We start from the raw sequence: 17,873 nt of genomic DNA on the forward strand, positions 1-17,873 counted from the left end.
TCCTTGAGAGGCGCAAGCGCGCTTCCTCAAAGCTTATTCAAATTCCATAATCAGTTCATCGACGGCGAGGCTCGCACCTGCTTCCGTGGTGATTCGTTTGACGGTAGCGCGGCGTTCCGCACGCAGGACATTTTCCATTTTCATGGCTTCAACCGTTGCCAGTGGCTGGCCTGCCTCGACCGTATCACCATCTTTGACGAGAACTGAGGTGATCACGCCCGGCATAGGGCAGAGCAGCATCTTCGACGTATCTGGTGGCAGCTTGACAGGCATCAGCTTTGCGAGCTCTGCCACGCGTGGCTTGCGAACATGAGCGATCACATCAATGCCGCGCCAGCGTAAACGCCAGCCCGTGCCGGAGCGCAAAACCTTGACTGCAATTGACTTGCCGCCGACCGTGAACGAGCCGAGCTGCTTCCCCGGATGCCAGTCACTGGCGACAGGGAGGCTGTTACCATCAGCGAAGTTGATTATCGTACCGCCTTCACCCTCAGCGATCCTGATAGGCAAATTGAAGCCGCCTAGGGTGACGACCCAATCGGTTGCAACAGATTGAGCCTGTGAAGAGATACGGCCGGAAATCAGGCCATTGCGTTGTTCAATAGCCATGTTGATCTGCGCTGAAACCGCCGCCAGCACATGTGCATCTTCTTCAGACACGGCAACGCCTGCAAAACCATCGGGATATTCCTCAGCGATGAAGGCTGTGGTGAGCGCGCCAGCACGAAAACGCGGATGTTCCATAACGGCGGAAAGGAATGGCAGATTGTGGCCGATGCCTTCCACTTCAAATGCATCCAGTGCGTCGCCCATCGCTTCAACTGCGCTGGTCCGGTCCGGTCCCCAACTGCAAAGTTTTGCAATCATGGGGTCATAATACATCGAGATTTCGCCACCCTCAAAGACACCTGTGTCGTTGCGGATGACAGTGCCATTATCGCGCCGACCTTCGACCGGTGGACGATAGCGGGTCAGCCTGCCAATAGAGGGCAGGAAGCTGCGATAGGGGTCTTCGGCATAAAGACGACTTTCGATAGCCCAGCCGTTGAGCTTTACATCGGCTTGGACGATGCGCAGCTTTTCGCCCGATGCCACGCGGATCATTTCCTCAACCAGATCGATGCCGGTGATGAGTTCCGTCACCGGATGCTCGACCTGCAAGCGCGTGTTCATTTCAAGGAAGTAGAAATTGCGCTCGCCATCAACGATGAACTCGACTGTGCCTGCGGAATAATAGCCGACAGCCTTGGCAAGAGCGACGGCCTGTTCGCCCATAGCCTTGCGTGTTGCTTTATCCAGAAACGGCGACGGCGCTTCTTCAATCACCTTCTGATTGCGGCGTTGAATGGAGCATTCGCGTTCGCCCAGATAGATGACATTGCCGTGCTGGTCGCCGAGTACCTGAATTTCGATATGCCGCGGCTGGGTGACGAATTTTTCGATGAAGATGCGATCATCACCGAAAGAAGCTTTGGCTTCGTTGCGTGAAAGCTGAAAGCCTTCGCGCGCTTCGTCATCATTCCATGCGATACGCATTCCCTTGCCGCCGCCGCCAGCGGAAGCCTTGATCATCACCGGATAGCCGACAGTACGTGCGATTTTTACCGCTTCGTCTGCATCCTCGATCAGTCCCATATGACCGGGAACGGTGGATACATCAGCTTCGGCCGCGAGCTTCTTTGAGGTGATCTTGTCACCCATGGCCTCGATGGCATTCACTGGCGGGCCGATGAAAGTGACATTGGCAGCTTTCAGTGCTTCAGCAAAACGTGGGTTTTCGGACAGGAAGCCATAACCCGGATGTACTGCGTCGGCACCCGTCTCTTTGATCGCCGCCAGTATCTTATCGATGACGATATAAGACTGGTTTGAGGGCGCTGGTCCAATATGCACGGCCTCGTCGGCCATTTTGACATGCAGCGCATTGCGGTCGGCGTCAGAATAGACCGCAACCGTTGCAATGCCCATTTTCTTTGCGGTTTTGATAACCCGACATGCGATTTCACCGCGATTGGCAATGAGGATTTTCTTGATCATCTGTATCGTACCCGTGGCTATCAGAGCGGAATCGTGTCGTGTTTCTTCCATGGCGTGTTCTGGCTTTTGTTACGAAGCGCAGAGAACGCACGGGCGATACGGCGGCGGGAAGAATGCGGCATGATCACTTCGTCGATGAAGCCACGCTCGGCAGCAACGAAGGGATTGGCAAAACGCTCTTCGTATTCCTTGGTGCGGGCGGCGATCTTTTCAGTGTCCCCCAGTTCTGAGCGGTAGAGGATTTCGGTGGCACCCTTGGCACCCATCACTGCGATTTCGGCAGTCGGCCATGCATAATTGATGTCAGCGCCAATATGCTTTGATGCCATCACGTCATATGAGCCACCATAGGCCTTGCGGGTAATGAGCGTGACCATTGGGACGGTCGCTTGTGAATATGCGAATAGCAGTTTTGCTCCGTGCTTGATGACACCGCCATATTCCTGGCTCGTGCCGGGGAGGAAGCCAGGAACATCGACCAGCGTGAGGATCGGGATGCTGAAAGCATCGCAGAAACGCACGAAACGCGCTGCCTTGCGTGATGAATCGATATCGAGACAGCCAGCCAGAACCATCGGCTGGTTTGCGACCACGCCAATAGTCTGACCATCCATGCGGATAAACCCAGTGATGATGTTTTTGGCGAAAGCTTCCTGAATCTCAAAGAAATCGCCTTCATCCGCCAACGCCAGGATCAGCTCCTTCATGTCGTAAGGCTTGTTGGCGCTATCCGGGATCAGTGTATCCAGGCGCATTTCAAGACGCGCGGGGTCATCGAAGACAGGGCGAGTGGGTGGCTTTTCCCGATTGTTGAGCGGCAGGAAGTCAAACAGGATGCGTACCTGTTCAAGCGTTTCGATGTCGTTTTCATATGCGCCATCGGCAACGGAAGATTTTTTCGTATGGGTCGAAGCGCCGCCGAGTTCTTCCGCCGTAACGATTTCATTGGTGACTGTTTTGACCACATCAGGGCCGGTCACGAACATATAAGAGCTATCGCGCACCATGAAGATGAAGTCTGTCATGGCAGGCGAATAGACCGCGCCACCAGCGCATGGCCCCATGATCACGGAAATCTGCGGAATAACACCTGATGCATCGGCATTGCGTTTGAAAACATGGGCATAGCCTGCGAGCGAAGCAACGCCTTCCTGAATGCGTGCGCCGCCAGAATCGTTCAGTCCGATCACGGGAGCACCGTTCTGCATGGCCATATCCATGATCTTGCAGATTTTCTGCGCGTGCGTCTCAGACAGAGAGCCGCCAAGAACAGTAAAGTCCTGACTGAAGACATAGACCTGCCGGCCATTGATCGTGCCCCAGCCGGTCACAACGCCGTCGCCTGCTACTTTCTGCTTTTCCATGCCGAAGTCGGTACAGCGATGCGTGACATACATATCGAACTCTTCGAACGAACCTTCGTCGAGGAGCACTTCGATTCTTTCGCGGGCGGTGAGCTTGCCTTTGCCGTGTTGCGCATCGATACGCTTTTGTCCACCGCCAAGACGGGCTTCGGCGCGACGGGCTTCAAGCTGTTCGAGAAGTTCCTGCATTCGCTATAACCTTGAAAGCTATGAATATGTCTAACTGCTTAGAGCCAGTATGCCGCATTCTGAAAGCTTGAAAAGGTACGATTGTGTAATTTATAAATTTGCAAATAGCGAAATGCAAAGTTGCAAACATGGCACCGAAAAAACTCTATGTCGGCAGGAAGATCCGCGAAATACGTGAGCAGCATAAGACGACACAGTCGGGCTTTGCTGAACGCTTAGGTATTTCAACGAGTTATCTGAATCAGATTGAGAACAATCAGCGTCCCGTTTCGGCAGCTGTGCTACTGGCTTTGGCTGAAAATTATCAAATCGATATCGGTGCGATTTCGCTTGGCGATGATGATCGGCTGTTATCGGCAGTATCCGAGGCGCTGGCCGATCCGGTGTTCGATAATTACAAGCCGAATTTGCAGGAGCTGAAACTCATCACGCAAAATGCGCCGGGTTTGGCTCATGCACTGATCGCTTGTCATCAGGCCTATCGGCGCAACAGTGAGCAGCTTGCAAGTCTCGATAACCAGCTAGGGCGCGCGCCTTCTATCGCCGAGCCCGCGCCATATGAAGAAGTACGAGACTTCTTTCATTTTATCGATAACTATGTTCATGAGCTTGATATTGCAGCAGAAAAGCTCGCGGATGAGCTGAAGATACCGGCGCGCGATATCGGTGTTGCCCTACCGCAATATATGGATGAGCGCTATCGTGTTCGTGTTGCACGCGCTGATCCCGATGAAGCTATTCTGCGTCGCTTCGATCCAATTGCTCGCGTCCTTTATCTTAATCCCTATTCGCCAGCTTCGACTCGCAATTTCCAGATAGCGTTTCAGATTGCCGAACTGGAGATGGAAGAGCTTGTGACTGCAATTGCTAAGCGTGCGGATTTCCGTTCGGCAGAAGCGGTCGAGATTTGCAAAATCGGTCTGCGCAATTATTTCGCTGGTGCGCTGGTCTTGCCCTATCAGACGTTTCTTTCAGCCGCCAAAGAGCTGCGGCATGATCTGGAATTGCTCGCCTCGCGCTTTGGAGCAAGTCTGGAGCAGGTTGCGCATCGTCTCAGCACATTGCAGCGTTCAGGCCAGCGCGGCGTGCCGGTGTTCTTCGCGCGGATCGACCGAGCCGGAAACATCACCAAGCGGCACAGTGCCGCCAAGCTGCAATTTGCGCGTTATGGCGCGGCATGTCCGTTGTGGAATGTTCATCAGGCATTCGAGACGCCTGGGCGGATTATTCGACAGTTGGCCGAAACCCCGGACGGTGCGCGTTATCTCTGTGTTGCCACCGAACTCACCAAGAGTGAAGGCGGGTTTCACGCGCCGCAGCGTCGTTATGCTATCGCTTTGGGATGTGAAGTCACACACGCGCAGGATTTTGTCTATGCGGATGGGCTGGATATTGCGACACGCTCGGCATTTGATCCGATTGGTGTTTCCTGCCGTATCTGCGACCGAGCTGAGTGTGTGCAGCGTGCGGTCCCGCCTTTGAAAAGTAGACTGGCGGTCGATCACGACCGCCGTGGTATCTTGCCTTACAAGCTGCTCTAACAATCAGAAGCCGGAATGCTCTTTGAGGAATTCGGCTTCCTCGCTGGTCGTTTCGCGATCCAGAACCTTGTTACGGTGCGGGAAACGACCAAAACGCTCGATAATATCGTGATGCTGGCGGGCAAAGCCCAACGAGAACTCATCACCCAGCTTTTCGTAAAGATCGACACAGCGTTTCTGATCACTGAGATGTTCGCTGTGCATGAATGGCAGGTAGAAGAACTGACGTTGCTCAGCTGAAAGTTTGCGGTCGAAGTCATGATCGAGCGCCTGCGCTGCAACATCACGGGCAAGGCCGTCGCTTTCAAATGAGCGTGGAGAGCCGCGGAACATATTACGCGGGAATTGGTCGAACAGGATAGTCAGCGCGAGTGCGCTTTCCGGCTGCTGTTTCCAGTCTTCCAGCTTGTCAGCGCGAGCATCTTCATAAGCTGCCAGAAACTTTTCGCGAATTTCCGCATCGATGTCATCGCTTTTGCTGAACCAGTTTTCGCGCATCTTTGCTGAAAACCAGAAATCGAGGACATCTTGGGGTTGAATGGCCATTACTGCCTCTTTTCAAGTTATGGATTTTGGTTCGGGTTGTCGGGCTGCGGGCAGGCCGTCTCGCCCTTCATGTTACGAGACATGCAAGCGAATCGATCAAAGCCTTTGCCTGCATCCATTGCCGCTTTTCCGGCACCACAGCCGGAAAGAACGGCCAGCGAGATCAGTAGGACAACTTTGTTCATCTGGAGCGTTTCCGGTTTCAAAATGATGCCAATCACGGGATTTAATAATAAGCATCGTGACTTCTAGCGGCAATAGTTACAGGGATTTGTGATCAACCGCGACCGCGATAATTGGGTACAGACTGTTCAGGAATCCAGACATTCTTTGGTGTTTCGCCCGTCTGATAAAACACATCAATCGGGATGCCGCCACGCGGATACCAATAGCCGCCAATGCGCAGCCATTCCGGGGCTAACAGTTCAGCAAGCCGTTTGCCGATTGTGACCGTGCAGTCTTCATGGAAAGCACCATGATTGCGGAATGAGAACAGGAAAAGCTTAAGCGATTTGCTTTCAACCAACCACTTGCCCGGAACATAATCGATCATCAGATGTGCAAAGTCCGGCTGTCCGGTCATAGGACATAGAGAGGTGAATTCTGGTGCTGTGAAGCGAATGCAGTACGGCGTTCCTGCTTGCGGGTTTGCGACCCTTTCAAGAACGGCCTCTTCCGGAGATTGCGGTATCGTGCTGTTCGATCCGAGTTGTTTGAGATCGGAATATATTGTCTTTTCAGACATTTGCGTGCCTTTTTAAAAGCCACGGTGCAGTCTTCACGCTTGCATATCAAGCGCTTGTCCTTGTTTTGACCGGGTAGGCTGCGACCGGTGGCAGATTGCCAATGGTTTCGAGTAGCAGTCTTGGTCAGGCAGGTAAAGCCCATAGAAAAACCCGCGCTGGGAGGGCGCGGGTTAGTCGGGAGGATTTTTTTGATCAGCGGCGATCGGAGGAGATCACGCAACCAATTGCAACGCCGATTAAAATTCCGAGCACACCGGCGGTGCCGAAAAGCGTCGTTGCCGTACCAGGGTTTTCCTTGACTGTTTCCGCGACAGCCTGACCACGCTCACGAACAACCTGTGCCGCGTGGCGAAAACGTCCGGATGCATCATCAAACGCATCTTCGGCAGAATCCCTCAGATCGCTTGAGCGGGATGCTAAGGATTTCGACAGGCGCTTCAGTTCACCACGAAGATCAGAAATCTGCTGTTCCAGAGCCTGTTGAACGTCGCTAGCAGTCTTATTGTCGGCCATTTGAAACCTCCATTGGAATTGATGCGGATAAAACGTACCGACAACCAATTGGTTCCATTAGAGGAAAGAGATTTTACCTCTTCAATTTGCTTTCAAAGAAAGGCAGGAGGCTCAAGCCTCGGCCTATACAAACGCCCGCAAGGGCACCAACCGCTTTGAAAAGGAAATCGGCAAATTCACCGTGCCGTCCGGGTGCGAGCCGCTGAAGCAGCTCAAACATGCCTGCGCAACCGACCGTCAGTAGCAGGACTGCCAGCCATTGGCGGGGGTAGGCCAGTGCAAAGAGAAAACCGACCAGAAAAAAAGCAGCAAAACGCTCCAGATCAGCAGGCTCGCCGGTGATCGGACGGAACTGGATTGGGCTGATCGTTACCACGAGGATTAAAACCAGAATCGACCAGGCAGCGATACGCAAAAGTCGCGTCATTAAATAAAGGCCTTCTATTCTGCCGTATAGTTGCCGACAGGTTCGTCCTGATTAGGGTCGCCGCAGCGCTGATACATGCGATCGGTTATTGCTTTTTTCAGCCCGTTCGCAAATGGCAATTCATAATGAGCGATGACATCGACGCCCATGCACCATTTTACGTTCTGCGGTGAGAGACCGTAATTGGTTTCGAGGAAGCCAATGGCATAGTTTATACCTTCTTCGCAATTCTCAGTTGTGCAGAAATTTCCATCTTTTGCCAGCTGACGGATTGAGCCTTCGCCGATCTTCTGGACGATTGGTTCAACGGCAAAGGGAGTTGCCCCGGCAAGCGCAACAATAACCAGTCCAATAAGGGTAAATTTGATAGAGCGCCGCATGAATCGCCGTCAGTTATTGATCCTATTGTCATTTCATAACGCATGGGTGGCACTATGATGGCAAGGTCATACGTTAAATGTAGTGGCTTGTATTAGCCAATGTGCGGGATTGTGACGGTTTAATATTGACTTTTACGTAAATGCGGTTGCACAACATTCGCCTGCATATTGCAAGATTGGAATATTGTGGTGCGCGAATATTATACGATCACAGAACTGACGCGGGAATTCGGGATATCGACCCGGACATTGCGTTTTTATGAGGATGAGGGGCTGATCTCGCCGGTAAGGCGTGGTCGCACACGCTTGTTCAGGCCTTCTGATCGGCATCTTCTGAAGCAGATTATGCGTGGAAAGCGTCTTGGTTTTTCAATCGCCGAGATACACGAAATCGTACAGATGTATCGCGAGCCGCCGGGTGAAACCGGCCAGCTCAAGCTATTGATGAAGCGCGTTGAGGAAAAGCGTGCCGATCTGCGCCAGAAGCGTCGCGACATTGACGAAACGCTTTCCGAACTCGATCAGGTTGAAGAAGCCTGCATTGAACGTCTTGCAGAACTTGGTGTTTCTACCTGATTTAAGGCTGATTATCCGGCACTGGTGAGCACATCTCGGCGATCTGCTGAACCGTGCTGTTATTGTTCTGGTCAGCCTTGCCGTTAAAGACGTCGTCGAACAGTTTTGCCTTGTCGAGTTCGCTCACAACACAGCCGCAGAACTGCGTGCATAGCGTTTCACTTCCATTCTGAATGCAGGATGCGACGCAGGATTGCGTAAAGGCTTGGCGTGGCGCTGGCTGTGCTGGCGGCATGATCTGCGAGAACAGATAGACAAGCGCAATCAGCACAGGCTGATGGATCAGATAGAATGCAAGACTGTGGCGACCGATAAAGGTGAGCGGCTTTTGCAGAAAGGCGGGCTTAATGTCGCCGGATAGTATCGGGAGCCAGTTAAAGCGCTTGAAGATACGTGCCGCCGCTATACCAATCAGCACAGCGCCAAACCATGGAAACAGCGGCACGTAATCGTTGGAGCGAGGCGGGACTGTCGAAAGCCCGATCCATGCAAGCCACATCTGGTTGAAAATATCTGACTGCGCATAAAACGGTGCGGTTATGACGAAAGCTGCCACGATCAGTGTAACAACAGGTGGCAGGCGCAAGAACAGTAGACCCAGCACGCTTGCCAGTGCGATCTGATGCAAAATGCCGAAGAAAATGAAGTTATCGGGTGACATATAGAATGTCACAGCGGAAATGGCTGCTGCTGCCGCTCCGATCTGCAACAGACGCTTTCCCATTGCTTCCCAGCGGATGGCTCTGCCATGCGCGAGCACAAGACTAAAACCGACCAGAAACAGGAAGCTTGATGCGATGCAGCGCGCAAAGAGCTTCCATCCGCCATGTGCTGTCGTTGCCGGTGCCATGTAGCCGAAGAACTCAAGATCCCAGCCGAAATGATAGATCGCCATCGCAATAAGCGCGACGCCGCGCGCAATATCAATGCGCGTCAGGCGCGGACGGCTTGCGGGCGTTACAGTCATTTCAGCATTGCTCTGCATGTTATTTCCTGAGCTGTGACACTAAGAGTCGAGCCGATTCCTATCACATGCGATTGCATGGCTGTAGCACTGGCACGAAAATCAGAATGATTTTTGGAAAGCGCGATGCACCGAATTGAACTATGTCAAAGGACCGGATTCGTTCGGTTCGAGTTATATCGTGCAGCTTATCGGTGGAGATCGCGTTGTTTTTCAGTGTTTCCAAGCTTTTCTGGCTGTTTTTTCAGCCGCTGACAATCATCCTCGTATTTCTGTTGATCGCACTTTTGCTGATCTGGACCGGCTTTAGAAAACTCGGGCTTACAACGCTTATTGCCGCTGTATTGGTGTTGTTTATCAGCGCTTATACAACGCTTGGCACCGTGTTGCTTGCGCCGCTGGAAGATCGCTTTGCAAAACAGACCGAGCTCCCGCAACGTGTTGATGGCATTGTAGTTCTGGGCGGCTATATGAATGGTGACATCAATACAGGACGTCCCGGATTTGAATTGAATAGCGCTGCCGATCGAATTTTTGAGACGATGCGGCTTGCACGACTTTATCCCGACGCGAAAGTCATTGTGTCCGGTGGGGACGGTGCTTTTTTTGAAGACACCAAGCCCGAAGCCGATAGCACACGCACAATGTTGTCTGATCTGGGCTTTTCAGGTGATCGCTTCATTTTTGAGAACAAATCCCGCAATACAGTAGAAAATGCGGAGTTTTCCAAGGCGCTCGCTGAACCAAAGCCCAGTGAAACATGGCTTCTGGTGACGTCGGCCTATCATATGCCGCGGTCTATCGGGTGCTTCCGCAAAGCAGGCTTTGACGTTGTTGCATGGCCGGTTGATTATAAGACACCAGCAAAGCAGGGCCTTTCAATCTATCTTGAATCGCCGAACGAAGCCTTGTCGCGCTTTAGTGTAGCAATGCGTGAATGGGTAGGGCTTACAGCCTATTGGATGACCGGCAAGACAGATATGCTGCTGCCTCAACCCTGATGCCCCATTTCTGCCGTGACTTTAAAGCTTTTGTTAAGCATAGCTGTTGTTAAGGTTCTGATACTAAATCAGTTTTTGAATCGTGCTGTTGCGAGATGATGAAATGCGCCGCATTTCCGCCATTTTTCACAGTTGCGTTTCATCTGCGTCAGGATTATATCTCCGGTAACAGCGTTGTGAAGGACGCTGCTTATAAGAGTTGCACAACAAGGTTGTAAAAAAATCTCCATGGACGAAACCGTTCAAAAATCCTGCTGGGGCGTGACGCTCTGGGCAGTCGTTGGCCTCGCTACAATCATTCTCATGGCTTATCTTTTCTCCGCTTGATGCAGATGCATTCGGTCCCGAAAAGTTGAATGGCTTTTCGGATATGGCTTTGCATTGAAAATGGACAGAACGTGCGTTCGTATCTTAATTGAGGTTCGACGTGCTATGGAGTTGCGTAAACCGGAAATTTAATGCCGCATTTCGGCATTCTGTTGGCGTTGTTCCTCTCCTACACTATCTGTTAATGGTGTAATATTATTGCGCATTGGCGCGTGACATTGCGCTGCCCGTTTGCGGGGCGAAATAGGTGTAGAATGTTTCTGTCGGTATTCGATCTGTATAAAATTGGTATTGGGCCTTCGAGTTCGCACACGATGGGTCCGATGACGGCTGCCCATATGTTCCTCGATGAACTGGTCAGCGGCAATTGGCCGAAGCCCGCCAATGCCAAGGTTTATCGATTGAAGGCGAGCCTGCATGGCTCACTCGCCTATACCGGCGTCGGCCACGCCACGGATCGCGCTGTGATTTTGGGCCTTTGTGGTTTCACACCTGATTCGATTGATCCGGATATTATGGATAGCGAAGTCGAGAAGGTTTCGCGTGCCAGGACGGTTCAGCCCGCTGGGCATCCGGCATATCAGTTTGATCCCAAGACCGATTTGGTTCTTGATCGTAAGACGCCTTTGCCCGGCCATGCGAATGGCATGGCTTTCGAGGCATACGACAAAAGTGACCGATTGCTGCTCCGCCGTGTGTACTTTTCGATTGGCGGCGGCTTTGTTGTGACTGCGGAAGAATTGAGCCGCGTGCAGACCAGTGGTGGAAAGCGCGAGGAAAAGGCCAATGTGCCTTATCCGTTCAACAATGCAGCTGAAATGCTCGCTATGGCACGTTCAAGTGGGCTTTCCATTGCCGACATGAAGCGCGCCAATGAAGAGTGCCATATGTCGTGCCTTGATCTCGACGAAGGTCTTGATCGCATCTGGGGTGCGATGCGCGGTTGTATCGAACGTGGCCTGAGCCGCGATGGTATCATGCCGGGGGGCTTGAAGGTCCGTCGCCGTGCGCGTCAGCTATTTGAGCGTCTGGAAGACGATTGGCGCAACAACAAGCTGAATCCGCTGCTCGCAAATGACTGGCTGTCCGTCTATGCGATGGCCGTCAACGAAGAGAATGCTTCGGGCGGGCGTGTTGTAACCGCACCGACCAATGGTGCGGCGGGTGTCGTGCCTGCTGTTCTGCGATATTACCTTCATTTCCACGACGATGCCGATGCAAAGGGCATTCGAGACTTCTTGCTGACGTCAGCGGCAATTGGTGGCGTGATCAAGCACAATGCTTCGATCTCAGGCGCAGAAGTCGGTTGTCAGGGTGAGGTCGGTTCTGCATCAGCTATGGCCGCTGCCGGTCTTGCGGCTGTTATGGGCGGCACGCCTGAGCAGATTGAGAATGCAGCTGAAATAGCCCTTGAGCATCATCTGGGCATGACCTGCGATCCGGTTGCCGGTCTCGTGCAGGTGCCTTGTATTGAACGCAATGCGCTTGGCGCTGTGAAGGCTGTTACGGCTGCATCGCTCGCTGTTAAGGGGGATGGTCAGCATTTCGTGCCGCTTGATGCCTGTATCGAAACCATGCGTCAGACGGGTCACGATATGAGCGAGCGCTACAAGGAAACCAGTCAGGGCGGACTGGCCGTCAATGTGGTTGCCTGCTGAGGATAACATTCTTATCACTTGAAGCCTGCATTCAGCTTGGCTAAATCAGCCTCATGGCACTTAATCTCGTCAAACTTTGCGTCGGCTGCGATAGCATCGAAGATCTCGCAGCCTGGATCGATTTCAGGCTTGCGGAGCAGCGCACTGCCGGGCTTGTCCCGGAACAGTTTCACACGACACGCATGGTTCCCAAACGTATTGATGAACTGCTTGAAGGCGGATCGCTTTACTGGGTGATCAAAGGCAATGTTCAATGCCGCCAGCGCTTGCTCGATATACGTCCGTTTACGGATGAGCAGGGCATCAATCGCTGCCATCTGGTGCTGGAACCGAAAATCCATCCGACTCAGTGGCAACCACGCCGCGCTTTTCAGGGCTGGCGCTATCTCAGTGAAAACGAGGTTCCGCTTGATGAAGCCGCTGGTAAGTCGGGCAGGGCAGCATTGCCGCCAGAGCTTCGACAGGAGCTTGCAGCGCTGGGATTGCTTTAGTTTATAAACAAAAAGGCCCGTCGAAATGACGGGCCTTTTTTGTTGGTGAGATATTTCAGCTCTCAATTGTGATGCGTACTGCCACTTTATCGGACGTAACCGGCAGGGTCATACGCATCATGGTGCGCGGCTGCACCATGCGGCGATTGCGAGCGGCGTGGCCAACCAGCAATCCAACCAGATCACGCGTATGGAAACCTTTTCCATGACGCACATCGGCAAGACGAATCGCAGCCTGCTTAAGAGCCTGAACGGAGAACAGTGAACCCAGTCCGGATGGGCGAGGCGCTTGTTCAGTCCATATGCTGGACTTCAGTGCATATTGTCCGATCGTTTCATTCATATTCGACATCTCGAAACCCTCTACGCAATACTATTTTCGGGTTTAAAGCGGTTACGAGAGAGCTTCCCCTCTCGCTCGGATTAATTTGCGACTGCGTAGCAGCCAAAGTTCTTCTTTTTGAGCGATGCGCATGCATCCCATGCAGCCTGCTTCGAGGAGAAGCCTACAAAGCGAGCACGGTAGAAAGTGGAGTTACCCTTCACGAATGTTTCCGTGTAAGGCGATGCGGAACGAAGTGGCGCACCGACTGATGAAGAGACCTTGGTCAACATATCGCGTGCCTGGCCTTCGCTTGGCAGCGAGCCGACCTGAATGGCCCAACCACCGGAAGCGGGTGCTGATGCTGTCGTTACAGGGTCGATATCGTGTGCTGGAGCCGATGGAACTGCGGCCTTTGGCGTTGGGCGCACAGCTGCCTGCGCTGCCATTGCAGCTGGGCGCTGTGTCGGTGCGGCGAGAGCCAGAACCTGTGGCTGGTCAATATCGCCTTCGCCGCTTTCGTTGTTGATGACATCAGCAACTTCAGTTGTCTGACGAGCAACTGGAACCGGTGCATTACGTGCCTTTGGCAGATCAACCGATGCGACAACCTGTGGAACTTCACCACGCATCGCAACAAGTGGTTCCGAAACGCGACCACGAGTGGCTGCAGGAAGATACTTGCGGATCAGCTGGGTCATGTGTGCATCGCGGCTGGCGCCGGTGTTGCCGCCCATGACAACGGCAACGAGACGACGACCGTCATAGTTGACCGATGAAGCGAGGTTGTAGCCCGATGCATTGGTGTAACCGGTTTTAATACCGTCAACGCCTTCAACACGACCGAGCAGGCGGTTGTGACCATTGATTGTCTGACCACGGAACACGAAGCTACGACGCGAGAAGTATGAAAACTCCTGCGGGAAGTGCTGACGAAGCGCAATGCTGAGGATTGCCATGTCGCGTGCAGTCGTAACCTGCGACATGTTCGGAAGGCCCGACGCGTTGCGGAAAGTGGTGTTTGCCATGCCCAGACGACGGGCTTTGGCCGTCATCATCTGTGCGAAACGCTCTTCCGAGCCGCCAAGGAATTCGCCAGAAGCAGTTGCAACGTCGTTGGCTGACTTGGTCACCATGGCGAGAATAGCATCTTCAACACGGATGGTCTGACCTGGCTTGAAGCCAATCTTTGTCGGTGGACGCGCTGCTGCATAAGAAGAGATAGGAATACGGGTATCTTTATTGATACGACCTGACTTCATGCCTTCAAATAGCATGTACATGGTCATCATCTTGGTCAGCGATGCCGGATAGCGTTTAGCGTCTGCGTTGGATGCAAACAGCGTTTTTCCGGTGTTTGCATCGATCACAATAGCGGCATATCTGTCATTTGCCACAGCAGGAACTGTCGTTGAGGCCGTAGAGCAGCCTGTTACAACAGCGAGAAGAAGTGTGGCTTGCGCCGCTCTTTTCAAGGCATATGCTACTTTGCTGAATGCGGTACGCACGATGATGACCTGCCTGTATTCCGGTTTTTTTGAACTGCGGCGCGAAGGGCACACAGCTGTCTAATTCCGTAACCTTACTGTCATCAGCGTTACCAATCCGTTTATGGTAACTACAATATTCATAAATTTTCAAAAAATGTGTCCAGCGGTTTCGGGTGCCCATTCGTCTTATTGATAGCTATTTTTGATTTTGAACATCTTTCGATGGTTGCCTACTCGTAAAAGTGACTGAGATAACTGTGCCAATGCAGCACCTTGCAATAAGTCTCGGTTGCAAGTGTCGATGAAGGGCTTAAAATCAGATCATGACGCCCTACATATGAGGGCAGGCAGGCCAGATAGTTGGGCATTCGGGTGTTAGGTTTCATGAGGCATTTTAATCCAGTCATGCAGAGCAAGACCAACGGCGGGAACGGACCGGATAACGGTACGGTTGTGGTCACGCGCACGCAGCCTAAAACCAAGAAGCCAAGCCTCTATCGTGTCCTGCTTCTCAATGATGACTACACTCCTATGGAGTTTGTCATTCATGTCCTGCAGCGGTTTTTTCAAAAGAATATGGACGACGCAACGCGTATTATGTTGCATGTTCATAACCACGGTGTCGGTGAGTGCGGTGTATTCACTTACGAAGTTGCCGAAACCAAGGTTAGCCAGGTCATGGATTTTGCCCGCCAAAACCAGCATCCATTACAATGTGTAATGGAGAAAAAGTGAGGTCATATGCCATCGTTTTCTCCCAGCCTTGAAAGGGCGCTGCATCAAGCGCTTACCATCGCGAACGAGCGGCATCACGAATATGCGACGCTCGAACACCTCTTGCTTGCCCTGATCGACGATCAGGATGCGGGCGCAGTGATGCGCGCCTGTAACGTCGATCTCGAGCATCTCAAACGGATCGTGACCGATTATATCGACCGTGAGCTGGACAATCTCGTCACCGGCTATGACGAGGATTCCAAGCCGACGGCAGCTTTCCAGCGCGTGATCCAGCGCGCCGTGATTCACGTCCAGTCCTCCAACCGCGAAGAAGTTACCGGTGCGAATGTACTGGTTGCCATCTTTGCCGAGCGCGAAAGCCATGCTGCCTACTTCCTGCAGGAGCAGCAGATGACGCGCTATGATGCCGTCAATTATATTTCGCACGGCATTTCAAAACGCACGCAGAGTAGCGAAACGCGTACCCCGCGTGGCGCTGAAAGCCCGAGCGAAGAACGTACGAGTGTGGAGCCGGAAGAAGGCGCAAAGAAAAAGCAGGATGCGCTTACTGCCTATTGCGTCAATCTGAACGAGAAAGCCAAGTCTGGTCGTATCGATCCGCTGATCGGTCGTGACAGCGAGATCAGCCGCACCATTCAGGTTCTCTGCCGTCGCTCCAAGAACAATCCGCTTTATGTGGGTGATCCGGGCGTTGGTAAAACCGCAATCGCCGAAGGTCTGGCAAAGCGAATTGTGGAAGGCGATGTGCCTGAAGCGCTTGCTGATGCCACGATCTTCTCGCTCGACATGGGTACGCTGCTTGCCGGTACACGTTATCGCGGTGATTTCGAAGAGCGTCTGAAACAGGTCGTAAAAGAGCTCGAAGAATATCCGGGTGCGGTTCTGTTCATCGACGAAATTCACACCGTCATCGGTGCCGGTGCGACTTCCGGCGGTGCGATGGATGCATCGAACCTATTGAAGCCAGCTCTTTCTTCGGGTGCAATCCGTTGCATTGGTTCGACGACATATAAAGAATATCGTCAGTTCTTCGAGAAGGATCGCGCTCTGGTGCGTCGTTTCCAGAAGATCGATGTCAATGAGCCATCGATTCCGGATGCGATTGAGATCATGAAAGGTCTGAAGCCGTATTTTGAAGACTTCCATAAAGTCAAATATACGGTTGATGCTATCAAGTCGGCTGTGGAGCTTTCCGCACGCTATATCTCCGACCGCAAGTTGCCCGACAAAGCCATCGACGTGATCGATGAAACTGGTGCAAGCCAGATGCTTCTGCCGGAAAACAAGCGCAAGAAGACCATTGGCGTCAAGGAAATCGAAGCAACCATTGCCACCATGGCACGGATACCGCCGAAATCTGTTTCGAAGGATGACGAGCAGGTGCTCGCACATCTTGAATCGGAACTGAAGCGCGTTGTCTATGGTCAGGATCTGGCGATTGAAGCGCTTTCCTCTGCGATCAAACTTGCCCGCGCAGGTTTGCGGGAAGCAGACAAGCCAATCGGCTCCTATCTGTTCTCAGGCCCAACAGGTGTCGGTAAGACGGAAGTGGCCAAGCAGCTTGCTTCTTCGTTGGGCGTTGAACTGCTTCGTTTCGACATGTCGGAATATATGGAGCGTCACACTGTATCGCGTTTGATCGGTGCCCCTCCAGGATATGTCGGCTTCGATCAGGGCGGCCTTCTGACCGATGGCGTCGATCAGCATCCGCATTGCGTGCTGTTGCTCGACGAAATCGAAAAGGCGCATCCAGACCTCTACAACATTCTGTTGCAGGTTATGGATCATGGCTCGCTCACCGATCACAACGGCAAGAAGATCGATTTCCGCAATGTGATTCTGATCATGACCACCAATGCCGGTGCTGCCGATATGGCAAAGGCTGCGATTGGTTTCGGTTCGACACGGCGCGAAGGCGACGACATGGAAGCGATCAACCGGCTGTTCACGCCGGAGTTCCGCAACCGTCTCGACGCAATCGTTCCATTCGGTCCGCTGCCGGTTCCGGTCATTCATCAGGTCGTTCAGAAGTTCGTGCTGCAGCTCGAGGCACAGCTTGCAGAACGTGGCGTGACATTCGAACTGACCGAGCCTGCTATCGCTTGGCTTGCTGACAAGGGTTATGACGAGCGCATGGGCGCGCGTCCGCTGGCTCGCGTGATTCAGGAACACATCAAGAAGCCATTGGCCAATGAAGTGCTGTTTGGCAAGCTCAAGCATGGCGGTACAGTTCGCGTCGATGTGACGACAAAGGACGACGGCAAGACCGATCTTGCTCTCGAGACTGTTTCCGACAAGCCGGTTACTCCGAAGAAGGATATTCCGGCTGAAAAGAAGCAGCCTGTGCGCAAGAAGGCAGCACCGAAGAAGGCTGAAAAGGAAAAGGTTCTGGCTGGCAAGGATGAGGCCGCGCCAAAACCTGTCACCAAGGCTTCGACGGCGAAATCGTCGGTTCCTAAAGTGCCTCGTAAGAAATAAGAACTTAAAAAGGCCCTTCACATGAAGGGCCTTTTTTATTGACGGCATTTGCGGCTGAAAAACCGCTTCGCAATTTTGGCTTAAA

The 17,873-nt window shown here is 52.7% G+C and carries 18 protein-coding genes; 7 read left to right on the forward strand and 11 right to left on the reverse strand.

The genetic code is table 11. The annotated features are described in order from the left end of the window. Window positions 1-33 precede the first annotated feature (33 nt). Complete coding sequence (locus QSJ70_RS02380) at window positions 34-2,037, reverse strand: acetyl-CoA carboxylase biotin carboxylase subunit (RefSeq protein WP_285534653.1); 2,004 nt, start codon at window positions 2,035-2,037, stop codon at window positions 34-36. 20 nt (window positions 2,038-2,057) lie between these two features. Further along, complete coding sequence (locus tag QSJ70_RS02385; RefSeq protein WP_285534655.1) at window positions 2,058-3,590, reverse strand: acyl-CoA carboxylase subunit beta; 1,533 nt, start codon at window positions 3,588-3,590, stop codon at window positions 2,058-2,060. Between the two features lie 128 nt (window positions 3,591-3,718). Between QSJ70_RS02385 and QSJ70_RS02390 the strand changes: the two genes are divergently transcribed. Continuing rightward, a complete protein-coding gene (locus QSJ70_RS02390; RefSeq protein ID WP_285534657.1) occupies window positions 3,719-5,131 on the forward strand; it encodes a helix-turn-helix domain-containing protein in 1,413 nt (470 codons plus the stop codon). A gap of 3 nt (window positions 5,132-5,134) precedes the next feature. On the opposite strand, the gene QSJ70_RS02395 is transcribed toward QSJ70_RS02390, so the two are convergent. From QSJ70_RS02395 to QSJ70_RS02420, 6 genes are all read right to left on the reverse strand, one after another. After that, the gene (locus QSJ70_RS02395; protein WP_285534659.1) at window positions 5,135-5,677 is read right to left on the reverse strand and encodes a DUF924 family protein; all 543 of its coding nucleotides are present in this window, start codon (window positions 5,675-5,677) and stop codon (window positions 5,135-5,137) included. A gap of 17 nt (window positions 5,678-5,694) precedes the next feature. Beyond that, the gene (locus QSJ70_RS02400) at window positions 5,695-5,862 is read right to left on the reverse strand and encodes a hypothetical protein (RefSeq protein WP_285534660.1); all 168 of its coding nucleotides are present in this window, start codon (window positions 5,860-5,862) and stop codon (window positions 5,695-5,697) included. A gap of 92 nt (window positions 5,863-5,954) precedes the next feature. After that, window positions 5,955-6,422, reverse strand: coding sequence for a preQ(1) synthase (gene queF / locus QSJ70_RS02405; RefSeq protein WP_285534662.1), 468 nt, complete (start codon window positions 6,420-6,422; stop codon window positions 5,955-5,957). 193 nt (window positions 6,423-6,615) lie between these two features. Then, window positions 6,616-6,936, reverse strand: coding sequence for an ElaB/YgaM/YqjD family protein (locus QSJ70_RS02410; protein WP_007875256.1), 321 nt, complete (start codon window positions 6,934-6,936; stop codon window positions 6,616-6,618). Between the two features lie 73 nt (window positions 6,937-7,009). Continuing rightward, window positions 7,010-7,363, reverse strand: a complete 354-nt coding sequence (locus tag QSJ70_RS02415; RefSeq protein ID WP_064320696.1) for a VanZ family protein — start codon at window positions 7,361-7,363, stop codon at window positions 7,010-7,012. A gap of 14 nt (window positions 7,364-7,377) precedes the next feature. Next, complete coding sequence (locus tag QSJ70_RS02420) at window positions 7,378-7,743, reverse strand: hypothetical protein (protein ID WP_064320695.1); 366 nt, start codon at window positions 7,741-7,743, stop codon at window positions 7,378-7,380. Between the two features lie 189 nt (window positions 7,744-7,932). On the opposite strand from QSJ70_RS02420, the gene QSJ70_RS02425 reads away from it, so the two are divergent. After that, window positions 7,933-8,319 (forward strand): MerR family transcriptional regulator, encoded by a 387-nt coding sequence (locus tag QSJ70_RS02425; protein WP_007875253.1) that lies wholly within the window; start codon window positions 7,933-7,935, stop codon window positions 8,317-8,319. 1 nt (window position 8,320) lies between these two features. On the opposite strand, the gene QSJ70_RS02430 is transcribed toward QSJ70_RS02425, so the two are convergent. Next, window positions 8,321-9,286: a heparan-alpha-glucosaminide N-acetyltransferase gene (locus QSJ70_RS02430; RefSeq protein ID WP_152027338.1), complete on the reverse strand. Its 966-nt coding sequence runs from the start codon at window positions 9,284-9,286 to the stop codon at window positions 8,321-8,323. Between the two features lie 203 nt (window positions 9,287-9,489). On the opposite strand from QSJ70_RS02430, the gene QSJ70_RS02435 reads away from it, so the two are divergent. The 3 genes from QSJ70_RS02435 to QSJ70_RS02445 all read left to right on the forward strand — a co-directional run bounded on the left by QSJ70_RS02435 (window position 9,490) and on the right by QSJ70_RS02445 (window position 12,760). Next, entirely contained in the window at window positions 9,490-10,284 is a 795-nt protein-coding gene (locus tag QSJ70_RS02435; RefSeq protein ID WP_285534663.1) for a YdcF family protein, read from the forward strand. 581 nt (window positions 10,285-10,865) lie between these two features. Next, entirely contained in the window at window positions 10,866-12,269 is a 1,404-nt protein-coding gene (locus tag QSJ70_RS02440) for an L-serine ammonia-lyase (RefSeq protein ID WP_079211965.1), read from the forward strand. A gap of 53 nt (window positions 12,270-12,322) precedes the next feature. After that, entirely contained in the window at window positions 12,323-12,760 is a 438-nt protein-coding gene (locus QSJ70_RS02445; RefSeq protein WP_079211964.1) for a DUF1489 family protein, read from the forward strand. A gap of 55 nt (window positions 12,761-12,815) precedes the next feature. Here QSJ70_RS02445 and QSJ70_RS02450 read toward each other — a convergent pair whose 3' ends face one another. Together QSJ70_RS02450 and QSJ70_RS02455 are read right to left on the reverse strand one after the other, a co-directional pair. After that, entirely contained in the window at window positions 12,816-13,112 is a 297-nt protein-coding gene (locus tag QSJ70_RS02450) for a hypothetical protein (protein WP_007875237.1), read from the reverse strand. Between the two features lie 71 nt (window positions 13,113-13,183). Continuing rightward, on the reverse strand, window positions 13,184-14,590 hold the full coding sequence (locus QSJ70_RS02455; RefSeq protein WP_007875235.1) for a D-alanyl-D-alanine carboxypeptidase: 1,407 nt from the start codon (window positions 14,588-14,590) through the stop codon (window positions 13,184-13,186). Window positions 14,591-14,956: 366 nt separating this feature from the next. Here QSJ70_RS02455 and clpS point away from each other — a divergent pair, with 366 nt between their 5' ends. Then, window positions 14,957-15,307, forward strand: a complete 351-nt coding sequence (gene clpS / locus QSJ70_RS02460; RefSeq protein WP_171380119.1) for an ATP-dependent Clp protease adapter ClpS — start codon at window positions 14,957-14,959, stop codon at window positions 15,305-15,307. Between the two features lie 6 nt (window positions 15,308-15,313). After that, on the forward strand, window positions 15,314-17,788 hold the full coding sequence (clpA, locus tag QSJ70_RS02465) for an ATP-dependent Clp protease ATP-binding subunit ClpA (protein WP_231194098.1): 2,475 nt from the start codon (window positions 15,314-15,316) through the stop codon (window positions 17,786-17,788). The last annotated feature ends 85 nt before the right edge of the window (window positions 17,789-17,873 follow it).

This window comes from Brucella sp. NBRC 12950 (assembly GCF_030268145.1).
GTDB lineage: Bacteria > Pseudomonadota > Alphaproteobacteria > Rhizobiales > Rhizobiaceae > Brucella.